Raw genomic sequence first — 18,941 nt, forward strand, 5'->3', positions numbered from 1 at the left:
TTGTTTCCCCGGGACTTGAACTGCATTCTGAGTGCCCATATAAATCAACAAGTTAAATGTTGTTCCAGATTGGCACACAAGTTGCCATTGTCAATGGAGACACAACCCGATGCCTATCACAGGAGTACAATCATGAGCATTTTTTCTCGCCTGGCCGACATCATCAATTCCAATCTGACGGCCCTGCTCGACAAGGCGGAAGATCCCCAGAAGATGGTGCGTCTGATCATCCAGGAAATGGAAGATGAACTGGTGAAGGAGCGCTCCAATCTGGCCCGCTTCCTCGCGAATCAAAAAGAGATCGGCCGTCAGGTGAGCCGCCATCAGGAGCGGGTCGCCGAGTGGCAGGGCAAGGCCGAGCTGGCCCTGACCAAGGGGCGCGAAGATCTGGCTCGTGCCGCCCTCATCGAGAAGAGCAAGCAGGCGGAGCTTGCCGACGCCCTATCTCGTGAACAGCAGGCGGTGGACAGCGGCATCGAGAAGCTGGGGGAGGAGATCCGCCAGCTGGAAGCCAAGCTGGAAGACGCCCGTGCCCGCCAGAAGGCGATGGCCATTCGCAGCGAAGCCGCCAGCAGCCGCCTCAACGTGCAAAGCCAGGTGGCTCGTGGCGACAGTCAGGCCGTGGTGAGCAAGTTCGAGCGCATGGAGCGCCGCATCGACGAGATGGAAGCCCGCGCCGATCTGGGGCAGTCCGACAAGGCGCTCGCCCAGCAGTTTGCCGAGCTGGAAGCGGACGACCAGATCAGCCGCGAGCTGGAAGCCATGCGCCAGAAGCTGGGCCAGCACAATCCGGCACCGAAACAGGGAGAGTAACAGATGGAAGATCTGCTGGGTGTATTGATGGTTCCCATGGTGGTCTTCATGGTGGTGGTGGCCCCCATCTGGCTGGTGCTGCACTACCGTGCCAAGGGACGCATTGGCGCCGGTCTTGCCGATGGTGAGCGTGAACAGCTGCAGGGCTTGCTGGTGCGTGCCGAGAAGATGCAGGAACGGGTCGGCGCCCTGGAGTCGATTCTGGATGCCGAGGTTCCTGGTTGGAGAAACAAGGTATGACGGTTTTCAATGAGAGGTGTCATGACCGTGGCAAAAAGCCGGAGCGGACCGGAACCGTATTGGCGTCGATTCTGGATGCGGAAGTCCCCGGTTGGAGGAACAAGGTATGAACAGTGTCAGTCGTGAAGGGCGCAACCTGTACCGGGATCCCCAGCGGGGCAAGATTGCCGGGGTCTGTGCCGGTCTGGCAGAGTACTTCGGGGTGGAGACCTGGATCGTGCGGCTACTGGCCATCAGTGGTCTCATCTTCGCCGGTTTCATCACCTTCACCGCCTATATTGCCGCCTGGTTCCTGCTCGACAAGAAGCCGGTCACCCTCTACTCCCAGGAGGATGCCGAATTCGCCGAGGTGCGGATGAAGGCGCGCAGCTGGCAGGCAGGCGTCACACCTCATCAGGCCCTTGCCCGCATCGGCCAGGAGCTGGATGCACTGGAGCCCAGGGTGCAGCGCATCGAGAAGCTGGTGACCTCCAAGGAGTTCACCCTGCAACGGGAGTTCAGCAAGCTCTAATCGTGCCGGGCCGCGAGGATACTGCCTCGCGGCCGTCTCTCTGATGTGATCACAAGGAGAAGAAGACCCGCCTTGATACGCAACAAACTAGAACACTCCTGGTCGGTGCTCCAGCACAAGGCAGTTGACGCGGTGAACCGGGCCCGGGATCGCCACATCAGGCTGGCGGTCACCGGCCTTTCTCGCAGCGGCAAGACCGCGTTTATCACGGCGCTGGTCAATCAACTGGAGCACGCGGCCATCGACGGCCGTCTGCCACTCTGGGACGCCCAGCGCCAGGGACGTATCCTCGGTGCTCGCCGGGTGCCCCAGCAAAACGCCCACATTCCCACCTTTCCCTATGAACGGGGCCTCGATGCCCTGTTTGGCGATCCGCCCGCCTGGCCCGCGCCGACCCGGGGGGTGGCCGAGGTACGCCTCGAGATCCGTTATCGCACCCGCCATCCGCTGCGTCGGCACCTGGGGGAGATCTCCACCCTCTATGTGGATCTGGTGGATTATCCCGGGGAGTGGCTGCTGGATTTGCCGCTGCTGGATCTGAACTACAAGCAGTGGAGCGAGCAGGTGCGGGAGCAACTGTGCCGCCCCGAGCTGCAAGCCCTGGCGGCAGGCTGGTTGACGCCGCTCTGGCAGGCAGATCAAGCCTTCGAGGAGCGGGCCGCCAGCGAACTGGCCGCCCGCTACACCGATTATCTGCACGCCTGCAAGCAGGATCTCGGGCTTCACCTCATCCAGCCCGGGCGTTTCGTGTTGCCCGGCGAGTATGCCGGTGCGCCGCTGTTGCAATTCGTGCCCTGGGTGTGGGAGATGCCCACGCACTCCCCCGAAGACGGCACTCTCTACGCCACCTTCAAGCAGCGCTTCGAGCAGTACAAGCAGCATCTGGTACAGGGCTTCTATGAGCAGCACTTTGCAGGCTTTGATCGCCAGATCGTGCTGGTGGACTGCCTGGCGCCCCTCAATGCCGGTGCCGCGAGCTTTGGTGACATGCAGCAGGCCATCGCCCGCATCATGGAAAGCTTCGCCTACGGCAAGAGCAACTGGTGGCGCCGTCTGTTCGCCCCGCGCATCGACAAGCTGCTGTTTGTGGCGAGCAAGGCCGATCACGTCACGCCGGAGCAGCACGGGCCTCTGGTGTCGCTCCTGCAGCATCTGGTGAGCCGTGGCCGGGGTCAGGCCCGCTTCGAGGGGATAGAGACCGAATGCCTGGCGCTGGCCGCCATCAAGGCCACCGAGGTGGGCAAGGGGGTGGCAGACGGACGGGAATTTCCCGCCATTCGTGGCACTACCCTCTCGGGCGAGCCCTTGCTGCTCTTCCCGGGGGAGGTGCCTGCCCAGATCCCGCCTGCGCAGTGGTGGAAAACTCAAGGGTTTGATTTTCAGGCCTTTCGCCCGCTGCCCATGAGCGCTCATCAGGCGCTCCCCCATATCCGGCTCGATGCGGCGCTGGAATTCCTGCTCGGGGATCACCTCGAATAACGGGTGGGTGGCCCGCTGTGCTCGAGGGGCGCCCACAGGAGAGAATGCGATGAACGATCAGACAAGATGGCGCACCGATGACGCCGCTCCTCTGCAAGGCAAGGTGACGCTGGAGCCCGCGCCTTCGATGGCAAGCGAAGCGAAGCCACCCGCCCCGGCCCGGCGGTTGGAAGAGGAGAGCTTCGAGCCTCTGGACGCGCTGGACGAGCTCACCGAGGTGGAACCCGCGCTTCACGTCAGGCCTCGGCGCCGTCATCGTCTGCTGGCCTGGGGGCTGGGCGGGGTGGGGCTGCTGTCCCTTGGCCAGTTTGGCGCTTTTCTGGTGGATCAGTTTGCCGCCTCCCCCTTCTGGGGCGGCGCCTGGCTGCTCGCCTCTGGCCTGGTGGCGGTGGGCACCGCCGCGGTGGCGGGGCGCGAATGGCTGCGGCTGCGCACCTTGAAGCGGCGCCAGGATGTGCGCTCAAGAGCCGAGGATCTGCTGGCCCATCAGGGGGTCGGTCAGGGGCAGGCCTTCTGCGAGGCCCTGGCCGAGAAGAGCGGTGACAAGGGGCGGGAAGGGTATCGCACCTGGTTATCCCAGCTTGACGAGAGCCACAGCGATCGGGAAGTGCTGACCCTCTACAGCCAGCTGGTGCTCACCGAGCGGGACAAGCTGGCCCAGGCCCGCGTCGCGAAATGGTCGGGGGAGGCCGCCGTGCTGGTGGCCCTGAGTCCGCTCGCCACCGTCGACATGATGCTGATGCTCTGGCGCAACCTGCGGATGATCGAGGACATCGCCGATGTCTATGCCATCGAGCTCGGCTACTGGAGCCGCATCCGCCTCATTCGTCAGGTGTTTCGCAACATGCTCTATGCGGGGGCCACCGAGCTGGTGACCGAGGTAGGGATGGATCTGCTGGGCGCCGAGCTGACCGCCAAGCTCTCCGCCCGCGCCGCCCAAGGGGTCGGGGCCGGGTTGCTCACCGCGCGCCTCGGGATGCGTACCATGGAAGCCTGTCGTCCGCTCCCTTGGTGTGCCGACGAGAAGCCGAAACTGGGCGAGCTGCGCAAGCGGCTGATCGGCCAGTTGGCGGGTTATCTCAACAAGTCGTGAGGTGGCTGGCACCCGACATGGATGTCACAAATTATTTACAATTGTCAAAGGCAGCCGACCCCGGGGTCGGCTGCTTTTTTGAGGGGCAAACCGTTACAGTGATCCCATGACTCAACGGCCAGTGACCGCCCGGATGGCGGCTGGCACCCGAAGGATGGGAGCACTCATGGCAAGTCTCTACACGGCCCGCCAACCGGATGGGCAGGGCAGGATCCACTACACGGACAAGGAGCACGGCACCTGGCGGATCCTGATTGCACGCCAGCTTGCGGCGCTCGATGGCAAGGCCTGCGACGAATACCAGGCCGGATTGGCACGCCTCGGCCTGCCTCTGGACCGCATCCCCCAGCTGGACGAGATCAATGCCGCCCTGATGCCCGCCACCGGCTGGTCGGTGGCAGCGGTGCCGGCCCTCATCTCCTTTGATCACTTCTTCGCGCTGCTCGCTGATCGCCGTTTTCCCGTCGCCACCTTCATTCGCCGCCGGGACGAGCTCGACTACCTGCAAGAGCCCGACATCTTCCACGAGATCTTCGGCCACTGCGCCATGCTGACCAACCCGGCCTTTGCCCACTTCACCCACCTGTATGGTCGGCTCGGACTCCATGCCAGCAAGGAGGAGCGGGTCTATCTGGCGCGGCTCTACTGGTTCACGGTGGAGTTCGGTCTCCTGCAGGGGGAGGAGGGGCTGCGCATCTACGGCGGCGGCATTCTCTCCTCCATCGGCGAGACCGCTTATGCCCTCTCGGGCAAGCCTGAGCTGCAACCCTTCGATCTGCTGGAGATCCTGCGTACCCCCTATCGCATCGACATCATGCAGCCGACCTATTTCGTGCTGCCTCGTCTCGATACCCTCTATGGTCTGGAGGGGCAGGGGATCATGGCGGCCGTGGCCGAGGCCCGTCGTCTTGGCCTGCGTCCACCCCGCTTTGCCCCCGTTGCCGGCAAGCAGGCGAGCTGACCCGTATTCATTCCCACGATGTTTCATGAAAGGAGTCCCGAATGACTGAACTGGCGAGTCAACGATGCGAGGCGTGCCGCGCCGATGCCCCCAGGGTGAGCGATCAGGAGCTGGGGGAGCTGATGCACCTCATCCCTGACTGGCAGCCCCTGGTGGTCAACGGCGAGCTTCAACTGCGTCGTGAATTTGTGTTTCGCAACTTCAAGGAGGGGCTGGCGTTCACCAACCGCCTCGGAGAACTGGCGGAGGCGGAGTTCCATCATCCGGCGATCTTGCTTGAATGGGGCAAGGTGACCGTGAGCTGGTGGACCCACAAGATAGGCGGCTTGCATCGCAACGATTTCATCATGGCAGCCCGCACCGACGGGCTGATGAAGTAACCGCCGTCTGGCGCCAACGCAGACAGGGCCTGCCCGGTGAAAGCGGGGCAGGCCCGCATTTTTGTGGGGGAGCGCTCGCACTGGCGGGATCGAGTCTGTATTATCCCGTTATTCAGAATGTTAGCTAGGAAGTGTGTGCCGAATGCGTCTTGAAGTCAGCTGTGAAGACCGTCTGGGCCTGACCCGGGAATTGCTCGACCGACTGGTGGAGCACAACATCGATCTGCGCGGCATCGAAATCGATACCTCAGGCATCATCTATCTCAATTTCCCCGAGCTGGAGTTCCGTGACTTTCAGCATCTGATGCCGGAAATTCGCCGCATTCCCGGCGTCTATGACGTCAAGACCATCCCCTACATGCCCTCCGAGCGGGAGCACCACGAGATAGAGGCCCTGCTCAAGGCGCTGCCGGACCTAGTCTTCTCCCTCGACAGCAAGGGGCGGGTGACCCAGGCCAACCAGGCCGCCCTCACCACCCTGGCGTTGCCACCGGACGAGGTGCGCGGCGTGGCGATCGCCTCCCTGGTCAAGGGCTTCTCGTTTGGCCGCTGGCTGGAGTCGGGGGAGATCAAGCCCCAGACCTGCAAGCTGAGCCTCGGTGGCGAAGAGTACCTGGGCGATCTGATGCCGCTGTTCGTGGCCGAAGAGAAGGGCAAGCAGGCTCTGGCCGGCGCCGTGGTGGTGCTCAAGTCCGCCCGCCGGGTCGGCATGCACTTCAGTGCCCTGCACGCGGTGGAAGTGGGGGGCTTTGAGCACCTTCAGGCCGAGAGCCAGAAGATGAAAGAGGTGCTGGCCCAGGCTGCCAAGCTCGCGATGCAGGACGCCCCCTTGCTCATCGTGGGGGAGACCGGCACCGGCAAAGAATTGCTGGCCCGGGCCTGCCACGGCGCCAGCCTGCGCTCCAGCCACCCCTTCATGGCGCTCAACTGCGCGGCCATGCCGGACAACGTGGCCGAGAGCGAGCTGTTCGGCTATGCCCCCGGCGCCTTTGGCAACAACACCGAGGGCAAGCGCGGGGTGCTGGAGCTGGCCAGCGGCGGCACCCTGATGCTGGACGAGATCGGCGACATGTCCCCCCATCTGCAGACCAAGTTCCTGCGGGTGCTGCAAGATGGCGTGTTTCGCCGGGTCGGTGACGAGCAGGAGGTGAGGGTCAACGTGCGCTTCATCTGCACCACCCAGAAGCAGTTGCTGGATCTGGTCCATGAAGGGAAGTTTCGCGAAGATCTCTACTACCGCCTCAATGTGCTTAGCCTCAATCTGCCGCCGCTGCGCGAGCGCAAGGCGGACATCATGGCCCTGGCCCAGCAGTTCGTGTCGCGCTTTGCCAGCGAACTGCAGCGCCCGCGTCCGCGCTTTACCCGCAACATGGCCGAGTACCTCACCGCCTACCGCTGGCCCGGCAACGTGCGCCAGCTGCGCAACTGCCTCTATCGGGCCATGACCCTGCTGGAAGGGGACGAGATTGGACCCGAGCACGTGGACTTGCCGGTGGCGGCCGATGCCATGCCGCTCATCGACGAGTGGTTCGAAGGGGGGCTCGACGAGGCGGTGAAGCGTTTCGAGAGCCGCCTGCTGGAGCGGCTCTACCCGGCGTTCCCCTCCACCCGCCAACTGGCCAAGCGGCTCGGTGTCTCCCATACAGCCATCGCCAACAAGCTGCGCGAATATGGGATTGGCAAGAAGTAGTGTCGATGGACGGTGTCTGCCTGGGGCATTGAGCGCCTTGCTGGCACGGCTGCGACATCCGGTGACGCAACCGTGCCACTTGCCTCTGGGGGCTGGTCACCCGGCTGGTAAGCTCGGTGCGGTGCCATGCAGGCACTCTCATCATGGGCGTCGGATGACCCCGACGCCGACCTGGACACTCTCGCGGGCACCATGCAGATGTTTTGTTACCTCCGGTTACTGATGTGGCTGGCGCCACTGTGCTGCATGCTGATGCTGGCAAACCAGACCATGGCGGCAACCTCCGCCGAGGCGCGCAGCGACATGGTGCGCCAGACCGTGCTCGATATCCTCAGTTACACCCGCTGGCCCAGCGAGCCCGCCAGACTTCGGCTCTGCATCACGGCGCCGACGGAATATGCGTCATCCCTTCTGACCATCGAACGGCAGGCCAATGGCCGACCGGTGGAGGTCCATCACTACGACATGGACGATGAGGCGCTGATCCAGCGCTGCGATGTCATCTATCTGGGGGTGCTGGCACCGGCGCAGCGCCTCTCCCTGTTCGAGCGCCTGCGCGGTCACGCCATCCTCAGCATCAGCGAGCAGAGCCGCGAGTGCATCGCCGATGCGGTCTTCTGTCTGCAGGCCGGGGAGGAGAGGGTGCGTTTTCGGGTCAATCTGGATGCGCTGGCCCGCAGTGGCGTGCGAGTGCACCCGGCCGTGCTCAAGCTGGCGCGAGCCGATGAGGAGGTGCGATGACGGTCCATCACGCCACTCCCCGGCTTACCCTGCGACAGAGTCTGGGGCGCACCCACATGATGATCTCCCTGACTGCCGTCTGCATGGCCGGGCTGTTTCTGACCGTCACGGCGCTGCTGGCGCTGCGCCTTTATGCGGATCACAACCTCAAGCTGGTGGCGCGGGCCATCAGCTACACCACTGAGGCGGCCGTGGTCTTCCATGACAAGGAGGCGGCACTGGATGCCCTGGAGACCATCACCTCCCGGGAAGACATAGCCAGCGCCAGCATAGTGCTGCCGGACGGCCAGGTGCTGGCGAGCTGGCGCCGGGACATCACTACCCCCTGGACCACCCTGGAGCAGCATCTGGCCCGCCTGATCCTGCCGGGGCCCGTGGTGCTCCCCATGGTGCGCGAGCACAAGGAGATAGCCAGGTTGCATCTGGTCGGTCACGGCCAGTACCTGTTGCGATTCCTGTTGCAGACCTTGCTGGCTACCCTGGTGTGCCTGCTCATCAGTATTCTCGGGGCACTCCATGTGGCGCGCCGGATGCAGCGCTCCATCACGGCACCCCTCAAGGCCCTGACCGAGGTGGCTTACAACGTCAGCCGCCAGCGGGCTCTCAAGGAGCGGGTGCCGGCGGCCAATATCGCCGAGCTGCACGAGCTGGGTGAGGATTTCAATTCGCTGCTCGATGAGCTGGAAGCCTGGCAGGCCCACCAGAAGCGGGAGAACGCCAGCCTGCTGCATCAGGCAACTCATGATCCCCTGACCGGTCTGCCCAACCGCGCTCTGTTCGAGGCTCGCATGGAGCAGGCCATCCTGGCAGGCAACAAGGGGCATGAAGGTTTTGCCCTGCTCTATCTGGATTGCGATCGTTTCAAGCAGATCAATGACAACCTGGGCCACAGCATCGGCGACGAAGTGCTGATCGCCGTGGCGCGGCGGGTGCAGCATCAGCTCAGGCCCCTGGATCTGGTCTGCCGGCTGGGGGGAGATGAGTTCGTCATCCTCCTGACCCCGATCCATGGGGAGGACGAGGTGCGCGAGGTGATAGGGCGAGTGCAGCAGGCCATGAACACCCCCGTTGTATTGAGTGACGGTCGCCATCTCGGGGTGGGGATCAGCATCGGCTCTGCCCGCTCTCCCGAGCAGGGGAAGACGGCGGATGCCCTGCTGCAATGGGCAGACGACGCCATGTATCAAGCCAAACGACAACGCAGGGAGGAGAGAGAAACACGAAAAACGAGCACGTGAAGTTAAACCGGAAATAGTGAAAGGATGATAAGAATGCGCATGTTGAACCCGATCAAAGCGGGCCTGGTGGTACTGTTGCTGAGTGTGCTGGCGGCGTGCCAGAGCCCTCCCCAGGGGCTCACGGCGGAGCAGATCGCCGCCTTGAAGGAGCAGGAATTTCACCTGACCGACGAGGGATGGACCCTGGATATCTCCAACAAGGTGCTGTTCGCCAACAATGTGGGGCCCTCAACCCCGAGACCCGCCAGGTGGTAGAGAAACTCGGCAAGGCCCTGATTGAGGTAGGACTGAACCGGGCCCGGGTGGACGGTCATACCGACTCCAACGGTGATGAGGCCTACAACCAGCAACTCTCCCTCAAGCGGGCACGGTCGGTGGCCGATGTCCTGGTGTCGGTGGGTATGCCACAGGGGAACCTGGATATCCGCGGCCGCGGAGAAGAGGCGCCCATCGCCGACAACGCGACCGCTGCCGGGCGAGCGGAAAATCGACGGGTTGCCATCATCATCGGCAATGGCTGACCCCCGTCAGCCGGTATCGGCGCGGCGCTCCCATCGGGAGCCTTGAATCAACCGCCTGATCCTGTGTGTGCCACCACTCTCCAGTGGGAGAGTGGCTCTCTTCCCTTGTTGTTTCACGCTTTTCTTGCCTGACGCGCGCTGCCCTGATGGGGACAGAGTGACGGCTCAATCCTTCCCGACTTGATCCAGCACAAATACCTGCAACTGATATTCGTTATCATTTGTGTTATTTACGCAGGGTAACCCCAGTGACGACTCTCCAGCTTTCTTCGACCATGACGGGGCTTTGTACCCCGGATCCCCTCAAATTCGCCTTCACCGCCAAGACGTCGGCCCATGCCAGCCGGGGAGGGGCCGCCCCCCTGATGCTGGACGATGCCGGCTGGCAAGCCTGGTGGCAGCAGGAGAGCGAGGCCAAGGCCCGAGCGCTCTATATCCATATCCCGTTTTGCCGCAAGCGCTGCAGTTTTTGCAACTTCTTCGAAAACGGCGCCAATCCGGCGCGCATGAGTCGCTACATGGAGGCACTCTGCGGGTCGCTGCACCAGGCAGCCGAGACGCCGCTTGTCCAGAGCCGGCCTTTCTCGGCGGTCTATGTGGGGGGCGGCACGCCAACCGACATGGCGGCGGGCGATCTCGCCCGCCTGGCCAGCGCCATCCGCCGTTTTCCCCTGACCGTGGATGCGGAGCTGACCCTGGAGGGGCGGCTCAACGGCTTTGATGACGAGAAGTGGCAGACGGCCCTGGCGGGTGGCTTCAACCGCTTCTCGTTCGGCGTGCAGAGTTTTGATACCCGCGTGCGCCAGCAGGCGGCCCGCTTCGATGACAGGGAGACCTTGCTGTCCCGGCTGGCGGCGCTGACCCGCCACAACGAGGCGGTGATCGTGGCGGATCTCATCTTCGGTCTGCCGGGGCAGGATGAGGCCGTGTGGCGCCAGGATATCGCGGATGTGATGGCGAGCGGGGTGCACGGGGTGGATCTCTATCAACTCATCTCCATGGCGGGCACCAACCTGGCGCGCGCCGACGAGAAAGGCACCCTGGGCTGGGCCGCCGATGGCCAGCAGCGGGCAGTCATGTATGCCGACGGGGCACGGACGCTGGAGGCGGGGGGCTGGGAGCGGCTCTCCTGCAGCCACTGGCGGCGCATCGATGCCGAGCAGAGCCGCTACAACCAGATGGCCAAGTGGGGCGCCGAGATCCTGCCCTTCGGCGCAGGGGCGGGGGGCAACATTCACGGCCACGGCCTCATGTATGGCCGGGATCTGGCGCCCTGGCATGAGGCGCAGGCGGGGGGCGTGCGTGCTCCCGGCATGGTGATGAGGCCCAATCCCGATGCCCGTCTCGACGGGCTGCTGCGAGGGGGGCTCGATACCGGATGGCTGGCGTTGTCGCAATTGCCACAGGGGCTGGTCTCCCACCTGATGCCGCTCTTTGAGGCCTGGCAGCGACACGGGCTGGCACGGCTCTCGGCCGAGCGTCTCGCCCTCACCCTGGCGGGGCGTTTCTGGAACGTGAATTTGCAGGCCGGGTTGTTCGAGTATCTGAGGTGCAATCCACCGGGGGGGATCAAGGGGGGCGAGAAACCATCCGGCCACCCGGGCAAGATGGCCGGTCATGCCCTGGTATAACGGGCTATCGGAGCACAGAAAGGAGGCGGGGGCCTGGTGCAGGCCCCCGCTTTTTGTCAGCGGTTGTCGACCTCGTCCACCCGTACCCGCAGCGCTCCCTCTGCGAGGGTGGTGATCAGGGTCTGGCCTGCATTGACCTGGGATGCGCGGCGGATCACCTCCCCGGAGGGGGTGCGCACGATGGCGTAACCGCGCCCCAGGGTGGCCAGCGGGCTGATGCCGTCGAGGCGGGCTCCCAGCATGGCGAGGCGGTGGCGGGCGAGATCCTGGCGTTTTGCGATGAGGGCATGGAGGCGCTCCTCGGCAAGCTGGTGACGACGTTTGCCGATGGCCAGCCGCTTTTCGGGGCTTCTGGCCTGCAGGCGCATGGCGAGGCCCGCGAGGCGCCGCTCCCCCTGGTGCAGGCGATCACGCAGGTGCTGCTGCAAGCGGCGGTCGAGCTCGTCGAGGCGCTGTGACTGCTGCTCCAGCCGTCGCTTGGGATCCTGATGATCGAGCCGCTTCTGCAGCAGGACGAAGCCATGGCGGGCGGCGACCTGGTGACGGCTCATGGCCTGGGTGAGCCGCTGGCGCAGGTGCACGAGGCGCTGGGCGCGGGTGCGCCTGTCCGGCGCCACCAGCTCGGCGGCGGCAGAGGGGGTGGGGGCACGAAGGTCGGCAGCAAAGTCGCTGATGGTGACGTCCACCTCGTGTCCTACGGCGCTCACCACGGGGATGGCGGAGCCTGCGATGGCCCGTGCCACCGCCTCTTCGTTGAAGCACCAGAGATCTTCAAGGGAGCCGCCGCCGCGTCCGACGATGAGCACATCCACCTCGGCGCGGCGGTTGGCAAGCATGATGGCCGAGACGATCTGGGCGGTGGCGGCGCTCCCCTGCACCTGGGTCGGGTAGATGAAAACGGGCAAGTCCGGGGCGCGGCGTTCAAGCACCGTCAGCATGTCGTGCAGGGCGGCGCCGGTGGCGGAGGTGACCAGCCCGACGGCGCTGGGTTCCCGGGGCAAGGGGCGCTTGCGCCCTTCGTCAAAGAGCCCTTCGGCCCCGAGGCGGCGCTTGAGCTCCTCGAAGCGCAGGGCCAGCATGCCATCCCCGGCGGGCTGCATGGACTCGATGATGAGCTGGTAGTCGCCCCGGGGTTCATAGAGGGAGACTCGCGCCTGCACCAGCACCTGCATGCCATCCTGGGGACGGAACGGCACCCGGCGGTTGTTGCCCTTGAACATGGCGCAGCGCACCTGGGCCGACATGTCCTTGAGGGAGAAGTACCAGTGGCCGGAACTTGGCATCGCCAGGTTGGAGAGCTCGCCGGTGAGCCACACCAGCCCCAGATCCTGCTCCAGGATCATGCGCACGGCGCTGTTGAGGCGGGTGACGGTGAAGATCTGCTGTTGTCTGCTCTGACTGGCGGGTTCGAGGTGATTCAAGGCTGGCCCTGCTGTGGTGTCCGCCGGGGCGGGAGAAACGATGGGGGTCATCTTACCCCAGTTGCGCCCATCTGCCGAGCCATGGGCCCGGCAGATGACGCGGAGCCTAGGCTTGTGCCTTGGCCGACTTGACGGCTCTGGCGGGGCTGGTCACCAGCCAGACCGCGAGGCAGACCACGGCGCCGCCGAACACGAAGCCGCCGGTGAGGGTTTCCCCCAGCACCAGATAGCCCCACAGGATGCCGAAGGGCGGAATGAGGAAGGTGACAGTGAGGCTTCGCAGGGGGCTGATGTCGGCGATCAGCCTGAAATAGAGCAGATAGGCGAAGGCGGTACAGAGGAAGCCGACCGCCAGCACGCTGGCCCAGACCCCAGGCTGGGCCCAGTCGACGGCGGGGCCGGTCGCCAGGGTGTAGCCGAAGAAGGGAAGCAGGAAGAGGACGGCCCCTATCTGGCTGCCAAAGGCCACCAGTTTGGCGTCCAGGCCTCCCCGCTCGGTGACCCAGCGTCTCGTCAGGAAGCCGGCGCAGCCATAGCAGGCGGTGGCGATGAGGCAGGCCAGCACCCCGATGGCCAGTTGGCCGCTCAGGTCGACCTCCCCGGTGGTGGTGATGAGCCCGATGCCCACCAGCCCCAGCATGACCCCGGCCCACTTTCGCAAGGTCAGCGTCTCGTGAAAGAAGGAGAAGCCGATGAGGGCGCCCATCAGGGGCGTGGTGGCGTTGAGGATGGCGGAATACCCTGCGGGCAGCCAGAGGGCCGCCACGGCATACATCAGGAAGGGGACGCCGGAGTTGATGATGCCAAGCACCATGATGGATTTGAGCTTGCCCTGAAACTGCATGGGGGTGCGCAGCAGCAGGAGCATGGCGGCGAGCCCGACGAGGGCGAAGAAGACCCGCAGGAAGGTGGTGTTGACCGAGCCGAACGCCGGCGCCGCGATGCGCATGAACAAAAAGCTGGCACCCCAGATGGCTGCCAGCGCGAGCAATCTCCCGTAATCCGATGGTCTCATCGTTTCTCCCTGAATGAACCGCCCTGTTGCCCGAGATGGCAAGGGGGATTGCATCATGGGGGCAAGTGTCCCCGGTGGCAACGGCGCCGTGCAGGAGGCAGGGGCTGACCCTGTGCCCGAGGTGGTCGCGGAGGGCGGCCATCTTGCTCTCCCCGATGGGGGTGCCCCTCACTTCTGCGCCAGGAAATGAAAGCGCTATCAATCACATACAGCCCATGACGAGGTCGACAGTGGTCACATTTTGCGCGTGTTGGCCATTAATTGGCCATGGGGGACTCTAGACTGGTCGGGCTCATCTGAAGGCGGGACGTTGCGGATGGGGGAATGCCGGGACACACCGGCATCACACACAAACAATGAAAATAAAGGACTATCAATGGCTAGATGGATACTCGCGGCCGGATTGTTGGGAACCCTGATCACGGCGCCGAGCACGGCGGCGGAGTGGTTCTTCCGGGGCACCGCGAATGGATGGGCGGCGACCGCCATGACGTCGACGGACGGCGTCAATTTTGATACCTGCCAGCGCTTCGTGAGCGGGGATGCCAGCGGCGGCCCGCGCTTCAAGATAGACAGGTACGGCAACTGGCAGCAGAGCTACCCGGCGGCCGACTACGGGGTCAATGCCAACACGGCGTACCAGATCCGCATCAACGCCAGCACCCAGGCGGTGAGCGCGACGGCAGTGGCCAGTTGCGAGGCCTCGGGGTTTGCCAGCACCTTGCCGCAGCTCAACGTGCGCGGCACCTTCAACGGCTGGGCCAGCCTCCCCATGACCCTGGTAGGGGATCACCTGTGGCAGGTGGAAGCCTACATGGATGGCAAGGCGAGCCAGCGCCTCAAGTTTGATCAGGCTGGGGACTGGGCCGTCAACTTTGGCGACAGCAACGGCGACGGCGTGCTGGAGAAAAGTGGCGGCGACATCTTCTGGAGCGCCGTGGGCACGGTGCGCATCCAGGTCAACGATCAGACCCTGGCCTACAGCATCACCCCCCTTGGGGATGACAACCAGCCGCCGCTCGCGGTCATCACCCCGGGGGGGACGGTGAACGTGACCCAAGGGGCGTCGCTCACCTTGAGCGGCAGCGACTCCACGGATCCTGACGGCCAGATCGCGAGCTATCTGTGGAGCAGCGGCGAGACCACGGAGAGCATCGTCGTCAACACCACCCAGACCGGCACCTTCACCTATGGCCTCACGGTCACCGACGATCAGGGCGCCAAGGGCAGCAGCAGCGTGAGCGTGGTGGTCGGGGCAGGACAGAGCAGCGACAGCTGGTACTTCCGGGGCACGGCCAACAACTGGGGGCTCACCCCCATGACCAGCGAGGATGGCACCACCTTCTGCACCGAGCAGGCCTTTGGCAGCAACAACCCCCGCTTCAAGATTGACCACAAGGGGGACTGGACCGAGGCGTATCCGGCCCAGGATTACCTGGTCAGCGCCAACACCAGTTATCGCATCTGCTTTGACAGCCTGCGCAAGGCCATCGAGGTGGAGACGCTGGCCGGGGCCGATCTGCAGGCCCCCACGGTGACGGCCACCCCGTCCCCGGGGAGTTATGTGGACAGCCAGTCCATCACCCTGGGAGTGAGCGACGATCAGGACAGCGCCCCCGCCGTGCATTTCACCACGGACGGCAGCCAGCCCACCACGGCATCGGCCCGCTATGCAGGCCAGCCCCTGCTGGCGAGTGACAAGGGGAGCGGCACCGATCTGGTGATCCGCACCCTTGCCATCGACGCCAGCGGCAATCAGCGCGAGCAGCGCTTCGAGTACCGTATCGGCGAGCAGGGGGTGGCGAGCGGCGATTTTCGCGCCGAGAGCATCTACTTCCTGCTGACTGCCCGCTTCTATGATGGCGATGCCAGCAACAACTACTACAACCGGGATCGCTACAAGGCGGGGGATCCCCAGTGGCGTGGCGACTTCAAGGGGTTGATCGCCAAGCTCGACTACATCAAGGATCTCGGCTTCACCGCCATCTGGGTGACGCCGCCGGTGGAGAACCGCTCCGGCCTCGACTACCACGGCTACCATGCCTACGACTTCTACCGGGTCGATCCCCGTCTGGAGTCGCCGGGGGCGGGTTACCGGGAGTTCATCCAGGCGGCCCACGCCAAGGGGCTCAAGGTGATCCAGGATGTGGTGCTCAACCACTCGAGCCAGTATGGTCTGCGCGGCAAGACCTGGATCGATCGCCTGCCCGTCAAATACTACGTACCGGCGGGGTCGAGCCAGGGACTCATCAACAATGGCCCCTATCAGGGCAATCTCGGGGACTACGCCAGCGCCAACCGCTGTGACGACGACAACCCGGCGGCGCCCGACTGGTACAAGGCCCGCTGCCAGTCCGATCCGGCGGGCACCCAGCCCCTGGTAGACCCCAAAACCGGCGCCACCGTGCCGAGCGCAGGCTACAACCCAAACCGCTTCTTCGGCATCGACGCCCAGACCCTGGATCCCGCCTGGTATCACCTGGACGGTTTCATGTCCGGCGGTGACTGGGAGAGCCCGCTTGCCCTGCAGCGCAAGCACATGGCGGGGGACTGCATCGATCTCGCCACCGGCAACCAGAACGTCAAGGACTACCTCAACGGCGCCATTCGTCAGTACCTCGACATGGGAGTGGATGCCATCCGTATCGATACCTTGAAGCACATCGAGCGGGACGAACTGCTGACCTATGTCCACGACTGGCAGGCCCACAAGCCGGGGCTGTTCGTCTTTGGCGAAAACCTGGTCAAGGGCACCGGATGGGGCTCGGAGCTCGCCAACGACAATGCCTCGGCGGTGATCCGCCCCTGGTGGTATACCCGCACCACGCCGAACCCGGCCGATCCCCGTGCAGGGGGCGATTCCGGCCTCTCGGTGCTGGACTTCTCCCTCTTCTCCACCTTCCGTGACAACGTCACCCGGGGGAACTTTGGCGGGGTAGGGGGGATTTTCGCCATGGACTGGGTCTATGGGGATGCCACCAAGCTCATCACCTTCTTCCAGAACCACGACGTGGGGCCGGACAATGACTTCAAGTACCGCTACGGCGGGGAAGAGGGCAATGCGGCCATGACCTACAACCTGCTCTGGACGGCGCGGGGGATCCCGACCCTCTACTACGGGGAGGAGGTGATGTTCCAGGCGGGCAAGCCCCAGGACATCGACGGGGCCACCATGACGGTGGATCAGACCGGTCGTGCCTACTACGGAGATGTGCTGGACAACCCCGCTACCCCGAGCCACCCGCTCTATCAGCACATCAAGCGCCTGAACCAGATCCGCAAGGCGGTGCCCGCCCTGCAAAAAGCGCCCATGAGCCAGGTGAACGAGTGGGGGAGCGGCATCAGTTTCGTGCGTGATCTGAGCGCCCAAGGGAGCTACGCCGCCGTGGGCCTTGCGGCCAACTCGGCCCAGCAGATAAACCTGAGTGGCCTGAAGAACGGCACCTACACGGACGCGGTAACCGGTGCGAGCCAGAGCGTCAGCAACGGCAGCCTGAGCTTTGCGGTGCCCGCCTATTCGGCGCGGGTCTGGGTACTGAACGGCCCGGGCAAGGTCGGTGCTGACGGCAAATACCTCAAGTAAGGAAGCCCTGTCACAGGGTGCAGCGAGTCGGCCTTCGGGCCGACTTTTTTATTCTGCCTTCTGCCTGAATGGATGCCCCATCCTGATGGGACTCTGGCTGCGGAGGGGTTGATGGATGGGCAGACCTGTGGACTCGCGACCAGCACGCTCATGGACAGGGGGCTAGAGGGAAGGGAAGTGGTGCATCCGCCGCCCGAGTCACTTCATGCTCTGCATATTGCAGTGCTCATGGCAGTGAGCAAAGCGGTGCCCATGTCGCCTTTGCGCCGCGGTGCAAGGCAAACCGTGCCACTCAGCCGCTCCATATTGGTGCAACTGCACTTTATTGGTGCGCTCCATCCACATACGCCCCTGGAGCCCGCCCCGAAGAAACACGCCGTATGGCCCCCGGACTTCGCCCATGACAAGCATCATCCATGCTGAAAAGCGGCATCGTATCGACATGATCTGCCGAAAAACCGGGCTGTGAAGGGGATAGCACGAGGCCTTTTTCGGTGACTCGGGTAAACATGCTGCGCCACTGTGATGGCCGATCACGGAAGTGGTGAATTCTACCTGCATATTGCACATTTATCGGAATTTAAATCCGATTATTTATGGTATCGCGGACTCTTATTTTGATTGGCGCTCTTTTTGCTGTGACTTGTCATCCCCATGATGGCGAGATCAGGGGGCGGGGGAGCGCAAGATTGGGGGGGTGGGGACGGCAAGGTGAACGGGTCGCCGCCATCAGCCCCAACGCGGCCTGGTTGTCGGGCAACGGATGCCACCATCACATCGGATCTAAGGAGTCATATGGAAGGTGAAATGACCATGCAGCCAGCGGCTGCGGGCAGGGGGCTGGCCCATACCCTCAAGGACGATGTCTACGGCATGGTGCTCGGGGTCATGTTTATCGCCGTGGGGCTCAATCTGCTCAAGTGTTCCGGCATGATCACCGGTGGCATCGCGGGCATCGCCCTGCTGATCGCCCATGTCAGCACCCTGCCCATCGGCGTGCTCTTCTTCCTGGTGAACCTGCCCTTCATGGTGTTCTGCTACGTCACCATGGGGCGCGCCTTCACCCTCAAGACGCTGATCGTCAACGTCGCCCTCTCGGCGGCCACCCAGGCGGTGCCGCTGCTGCTGACGGTGAGCTATGTCCATCCCCTGTTTGCCGCCCTGGTGGGGGGAACCTTCCTCGGCATGGGGGTCTTGTCTCTGGCGCGCCACAATGCCTCCGTGGGGGGCACCGGCGTGGTGACGCTCTGGTTGCAACGGCGCACCGGCATCAATGCGGGAAAGAGCCAGATGGTGCTGGATGTGCTGGTGTTTGCGCTCTCTCTGCTCACCCTGCCGCTTCCCCTGCTGCTCTGGTCAACCCTGAGTGCGCTGGCCATGAACGCCATGCTGATGAACTGGCACAAGCCGGGCCGCTATCAGGGGAACTGACCGCCGGTCTGGCTGACGGCTGAGAGGGGAAAAAAGGCCGTTCCGGGAGACTGGCGGCAGAAAGGGGCTCAACGGCAAAAAAGATCATCTTGTCGGGAAAAACGGCATGGTTACGGCTGAATTTATTGGTTTTTTGCCCTGTTGGTGGCGTTAAATCGGGCTACGCCATAAAAAATTCAAAAAACTTCTTTAC

General features: G+C 64.0%; 15 protein-coding genes and 1 pseudogene. 14 read left to right on the plus strand and 2 right to left on the minus strand.

Going from position 1 to position 18,941, the window contains the following annotated elements; all coding sequences use genetic code 11:
• Positions 1-132: 132 nt before the first annotated feature.
• The 12 genes and pseudogenes from pspA (at position 133) to hutW (ending at position 11,298) form a co-directional block, all read left to right on the plus strand.
• Positions 133-813: a phage shock protein PspA gene (gene pspA / locus C3F36_RS20855; RefSeq protein WP_010674534.1), complete on the plus strand. Its 681-nt coding sequence runs from the start codon at positions 133-135 to the stop codon at positions 811-813.
• Between the two features lie 3 nt (positions 814-816).
• Complete coding sequence (gene pspB / locus C3F36_RS20860) at positions 817-1,053, plus strand: envelope stress response membrane protein PspB (protein ID WP_005300084.1); 237 nt, start codon at positions 817-819, stop codon at positions 1,051-1,053.
• 106 nt (positions 1,054-1,159) lie between these two features.
• Positions 1,160-1,564, plus strand: coding sequence for an envelope stress response membrane protein PspC (pspC, locus tag C3F36_RS20865; protein ID WP_010674535.1), 405 nt, complete (start codon positions 1,160-1,162; stop codon positions 1,562-1,564).
• 72 nt (positions 1,565-1,636) lie between these two features.
• Positions 1,637-3,043: a YcjX family protein gene (locus C3F36_RS20870; protein ID WP_103858955.1), complete on the plus strand. Its 1,407-nt coding sequence runs from the start codon at positions 1,637-1,639 to the stop codon at positions 3,041-3,043.
• A 49-nt stretch (positions 3,044-3,092) separates the two neighbouring features.
• On the plus strand, positions 3,093-4,136 hold the full coding sequence (locus tag C3F36_RS20875) for a YcjF family protein (protein ID WP_103858956.1): 1,044 nt from the start codon (positions 3,093-3,095) through the stop codon (positions 4,134-4,136).
• Between the two features lie 166 nt (positions 4,137-4,302).
• A complete protein-coding gene (phhA, locus tag C3F36_RS20880) occupies positions 4,303-5,097 on the plus strand; it encodes a phenylalanine 4-monooxygenase (protein WP_104455840.1) in 795 nt (264 codons plus the stop codon).
• A 41-nt stretch (positions 5,098-5,138) separates the two neighbouring features.
• Positions 5,139-5,477 carry a 4a-hydroxytetrahydrobiopterin dehydratase gene (locus tag C3F36_RS20885; RefSeq protein ID WP_010674539.1) on the plus strand — a complete coding sequence of 113 codons (339 nt, stop codon included), beginning with the start codon at positions 5,139-5,141 and terminating at the stop codon, positions 5,475-5,477.
• A 142-nt stretch (positions 5,478-5,619) separates the two neighbouring features.
• On the plus strand, positions 5,620-7,167 hold the full coding sequence (gene tyrR, locus C3F36_RS20890; RefSeq protein ID WP_010674540.1) for a transcriptional regulator TyrR: 1,548 nt from the start codon (positions 5,620-5,622) through the stop codon (positions 7,165-7,167).
• A gap of 222 nt (positions 7,168-7,389) precedes the next feature.
• The gene (locus tag C3F36_RS20895; protein WP_104455841.1) at positions 7,390-7,908 is read left to right on the plus strand and encodes a YfiR family protein; all 519 of its coding nucleotides are present in this window, start codon (positions 7,390-7,392) and stop codon (positions 7,906-7,908) included.
• Positions 7,905-9,146, plus strand: coding sequence for a diguanylate cyclase domain-containing protein (locus C3F36_RS20900; protein WP_104455842.1), 1,242 nt, complete (start codon positions 7,905-7,907; stop codon positions 9,144-9,146). The genes C3F36_RS20895 and C3F36_RS20900 overlap by 4 nt, the downstream gene beginning before the upstream one ends.
• 33 nt (positions 9,147-9,179) lie before the next feature.
• Positions 9,180-9,667 (plus strand): annotated as a pseudogene (locus C3F36_RS20905) (OmpA family protein).
• Positions 9,668-9,942: 275 nt separating this feature from the next.
• On the plus strand, positions 9,943-11,298 hold the full coding sequence (hutW, locus tag C3F36_RS20910) for a heme anaerobic degradation radical SAM methyltransferase ChuW/HutW (RefSeq protein WP_104455843.1): 1,356 nt from the start codon (positions 9,943-9,945) through the stop codon (positions 11,296-11,298).
• 56 nt (positions 11,299-11,354) lie between these two features.
• Here hutW and xseA read toward each other — a convergent pair whose 3' ends face one another.
• Both xseA and C3F36_RS20920 read right to left on the minus strand, forming a co-directional pair.
• Positions 11,355-12,719: an exodeoxyribonuclease VII large subunit gene (gene xseA / locus C3F36_RS20915; protein WP_104455844.1), complete on the minus strand. Its 1,365-nt coding sequence runs from the start codon at positions 12,717-12,719 to the stop codon at positions 11,355-11,357.
• A 106-nt stretch (positions 12,720-12,825) separates the two neighbouring features.
• The gene (locus C3F36_RS20920; protein ID WP_029314444.1) at positions 12,826-13,734 is read right to left on the minus strand and encodes a DMT family transporter; all 909 of its coding nucleotides are present in this window, start codon (positions 13,732-13,734) and stop codon (positions 12,826-12,828) included.
• Between the two features lie 376 nt (positions 13,735-14,110).
• Between C3F36_RS20920 and C3F36_RS20925 the strand changes: the two genes are divergently transcribed.
• Entirely contained in the window at positions 14,111-17,317 is a 3,207-nt protein-coding gene (locus C3F36_RS20925) for an alpha-amylase family glycosyl hydrolase (protein WP_233759681.1), read from the plus strand.
• Positions 17,318-18,112: 795 nt separating this feature from the next.
• A complete protein-coding gene (locus C3F36_RS20935; RefSeq protein ID WP_010674548.1) occupies positions 18,113-18,748 on the plus strand; it encodes a YitT family protein in 636 nt (211 codons plus the stop codon).
• Positions 18,749-18,941: the final 193 nt, after the last annotated feature.

It is taken from the genome of Aeromonas sp. ASNIH2 (assembly GCF_002934795.1).
Lineage (GTDB): Bacteria > Pseudomonadota > Gammaproteobacteria > Enterobacterales > Aeromonadaceae > Aeromonas > Aeromonas caviae.

What these genes read in the sequence shown, in the direction of transcription:
- pspA (WP_010674534.1), top strand. Translation starts at nt 133, where the DNA reads ATGAGCATTTTTTCTCGCCTGGCCGACATCATCAATTCCAATCTGACG.
- pspB (WP_005300084.1), top strand. Translation starts at nt 817, where the DNA reads ATGGAAGATCTGCTGGGTGTATTGATGGTTCCCATGGTGGTCTTCATG.
- pspC (WP_010674535.1), top strand. Translation starts at nt 1,160, where the DNA reads ATGAACAGTGTCAGTCGTGAAGGGCGCAACCTGTACCGGGATCCCCAG.
- C3F36_RS20875 (WP_103858956.1), top strand. Translation starts at nt 3,093, where the DNA reads ATGAACGATCAGACAAGATGGCGCACCGATGACGCCGCTCCTCTGCAA.
- phhA (WP_104455840.1), top strand. Translation starts at nt 4,303, where the DNA reads ATGGCAAGTCTCTACACGGCCCGCCAACCGGATGGGCAGGGCAGGATC.
- C3F36_RS20885 (WP_010674539.1), top strand. Translation starts at nt 5,139, where the DNA reads ATGACTGAACTGGCGAGTCAACGATGCGAGGCGTGCCGCGCCGATGCC.
- tyrR (WP_010674540.1), top strand. Translation starts at nt 5,620, where the DNA reads ATGCGTCTTGAAGTCAGCTGTGAAGACCGTCTGGGCCTGACCCGGGAA.
- C3F36_RS20895 (WP_104455841.1), top strand. Translation starts at nt 7,390, where the DNA reads ATGTGGCTGGCGCCACTGTGCTGCATGCTGATGCTGGCAAACCAGACC.
- C3F36_RS20900 (WP_104455842.1), top strand. Translation starts at nt 7,905, where the DNA reads ATGACGGTCCATCACGCCACTCCCCGGCTTACCCTGCGACAGAGTCTG.
- hutW (WP_104455843.1), top strand. Translation starts at nt 9,943, where the DNA reads ATGACGGGGCTTTGTACCCCGGATCCCCTCAAATTCGCCTTCACCGCC.
- C3F36_RS20920 (WP_029314444.1), bottom strand. Translation starts at nt 13,734, where the DNA reads ATGAGACCATCGGATTACGGGAGATTGCTCGCGCTGGCAGCCATCTGG.
- C3F36_RS20925 (WP_233759681.1), top strand. Translation starts at nt 14,111, where the DNA reads ATGGCTAGATGGATACTCGCGGCCGGATTGTTGGGAACCCTGATCACG.
- C3F36_RS20935 (WP_010674548.1), top strand. Translation starts at nt 18,113, where the DNA reads ATGGAAGGTGAAATGACCATGCAGCCAGCGGCTGCGGGCAGGGGGCTG.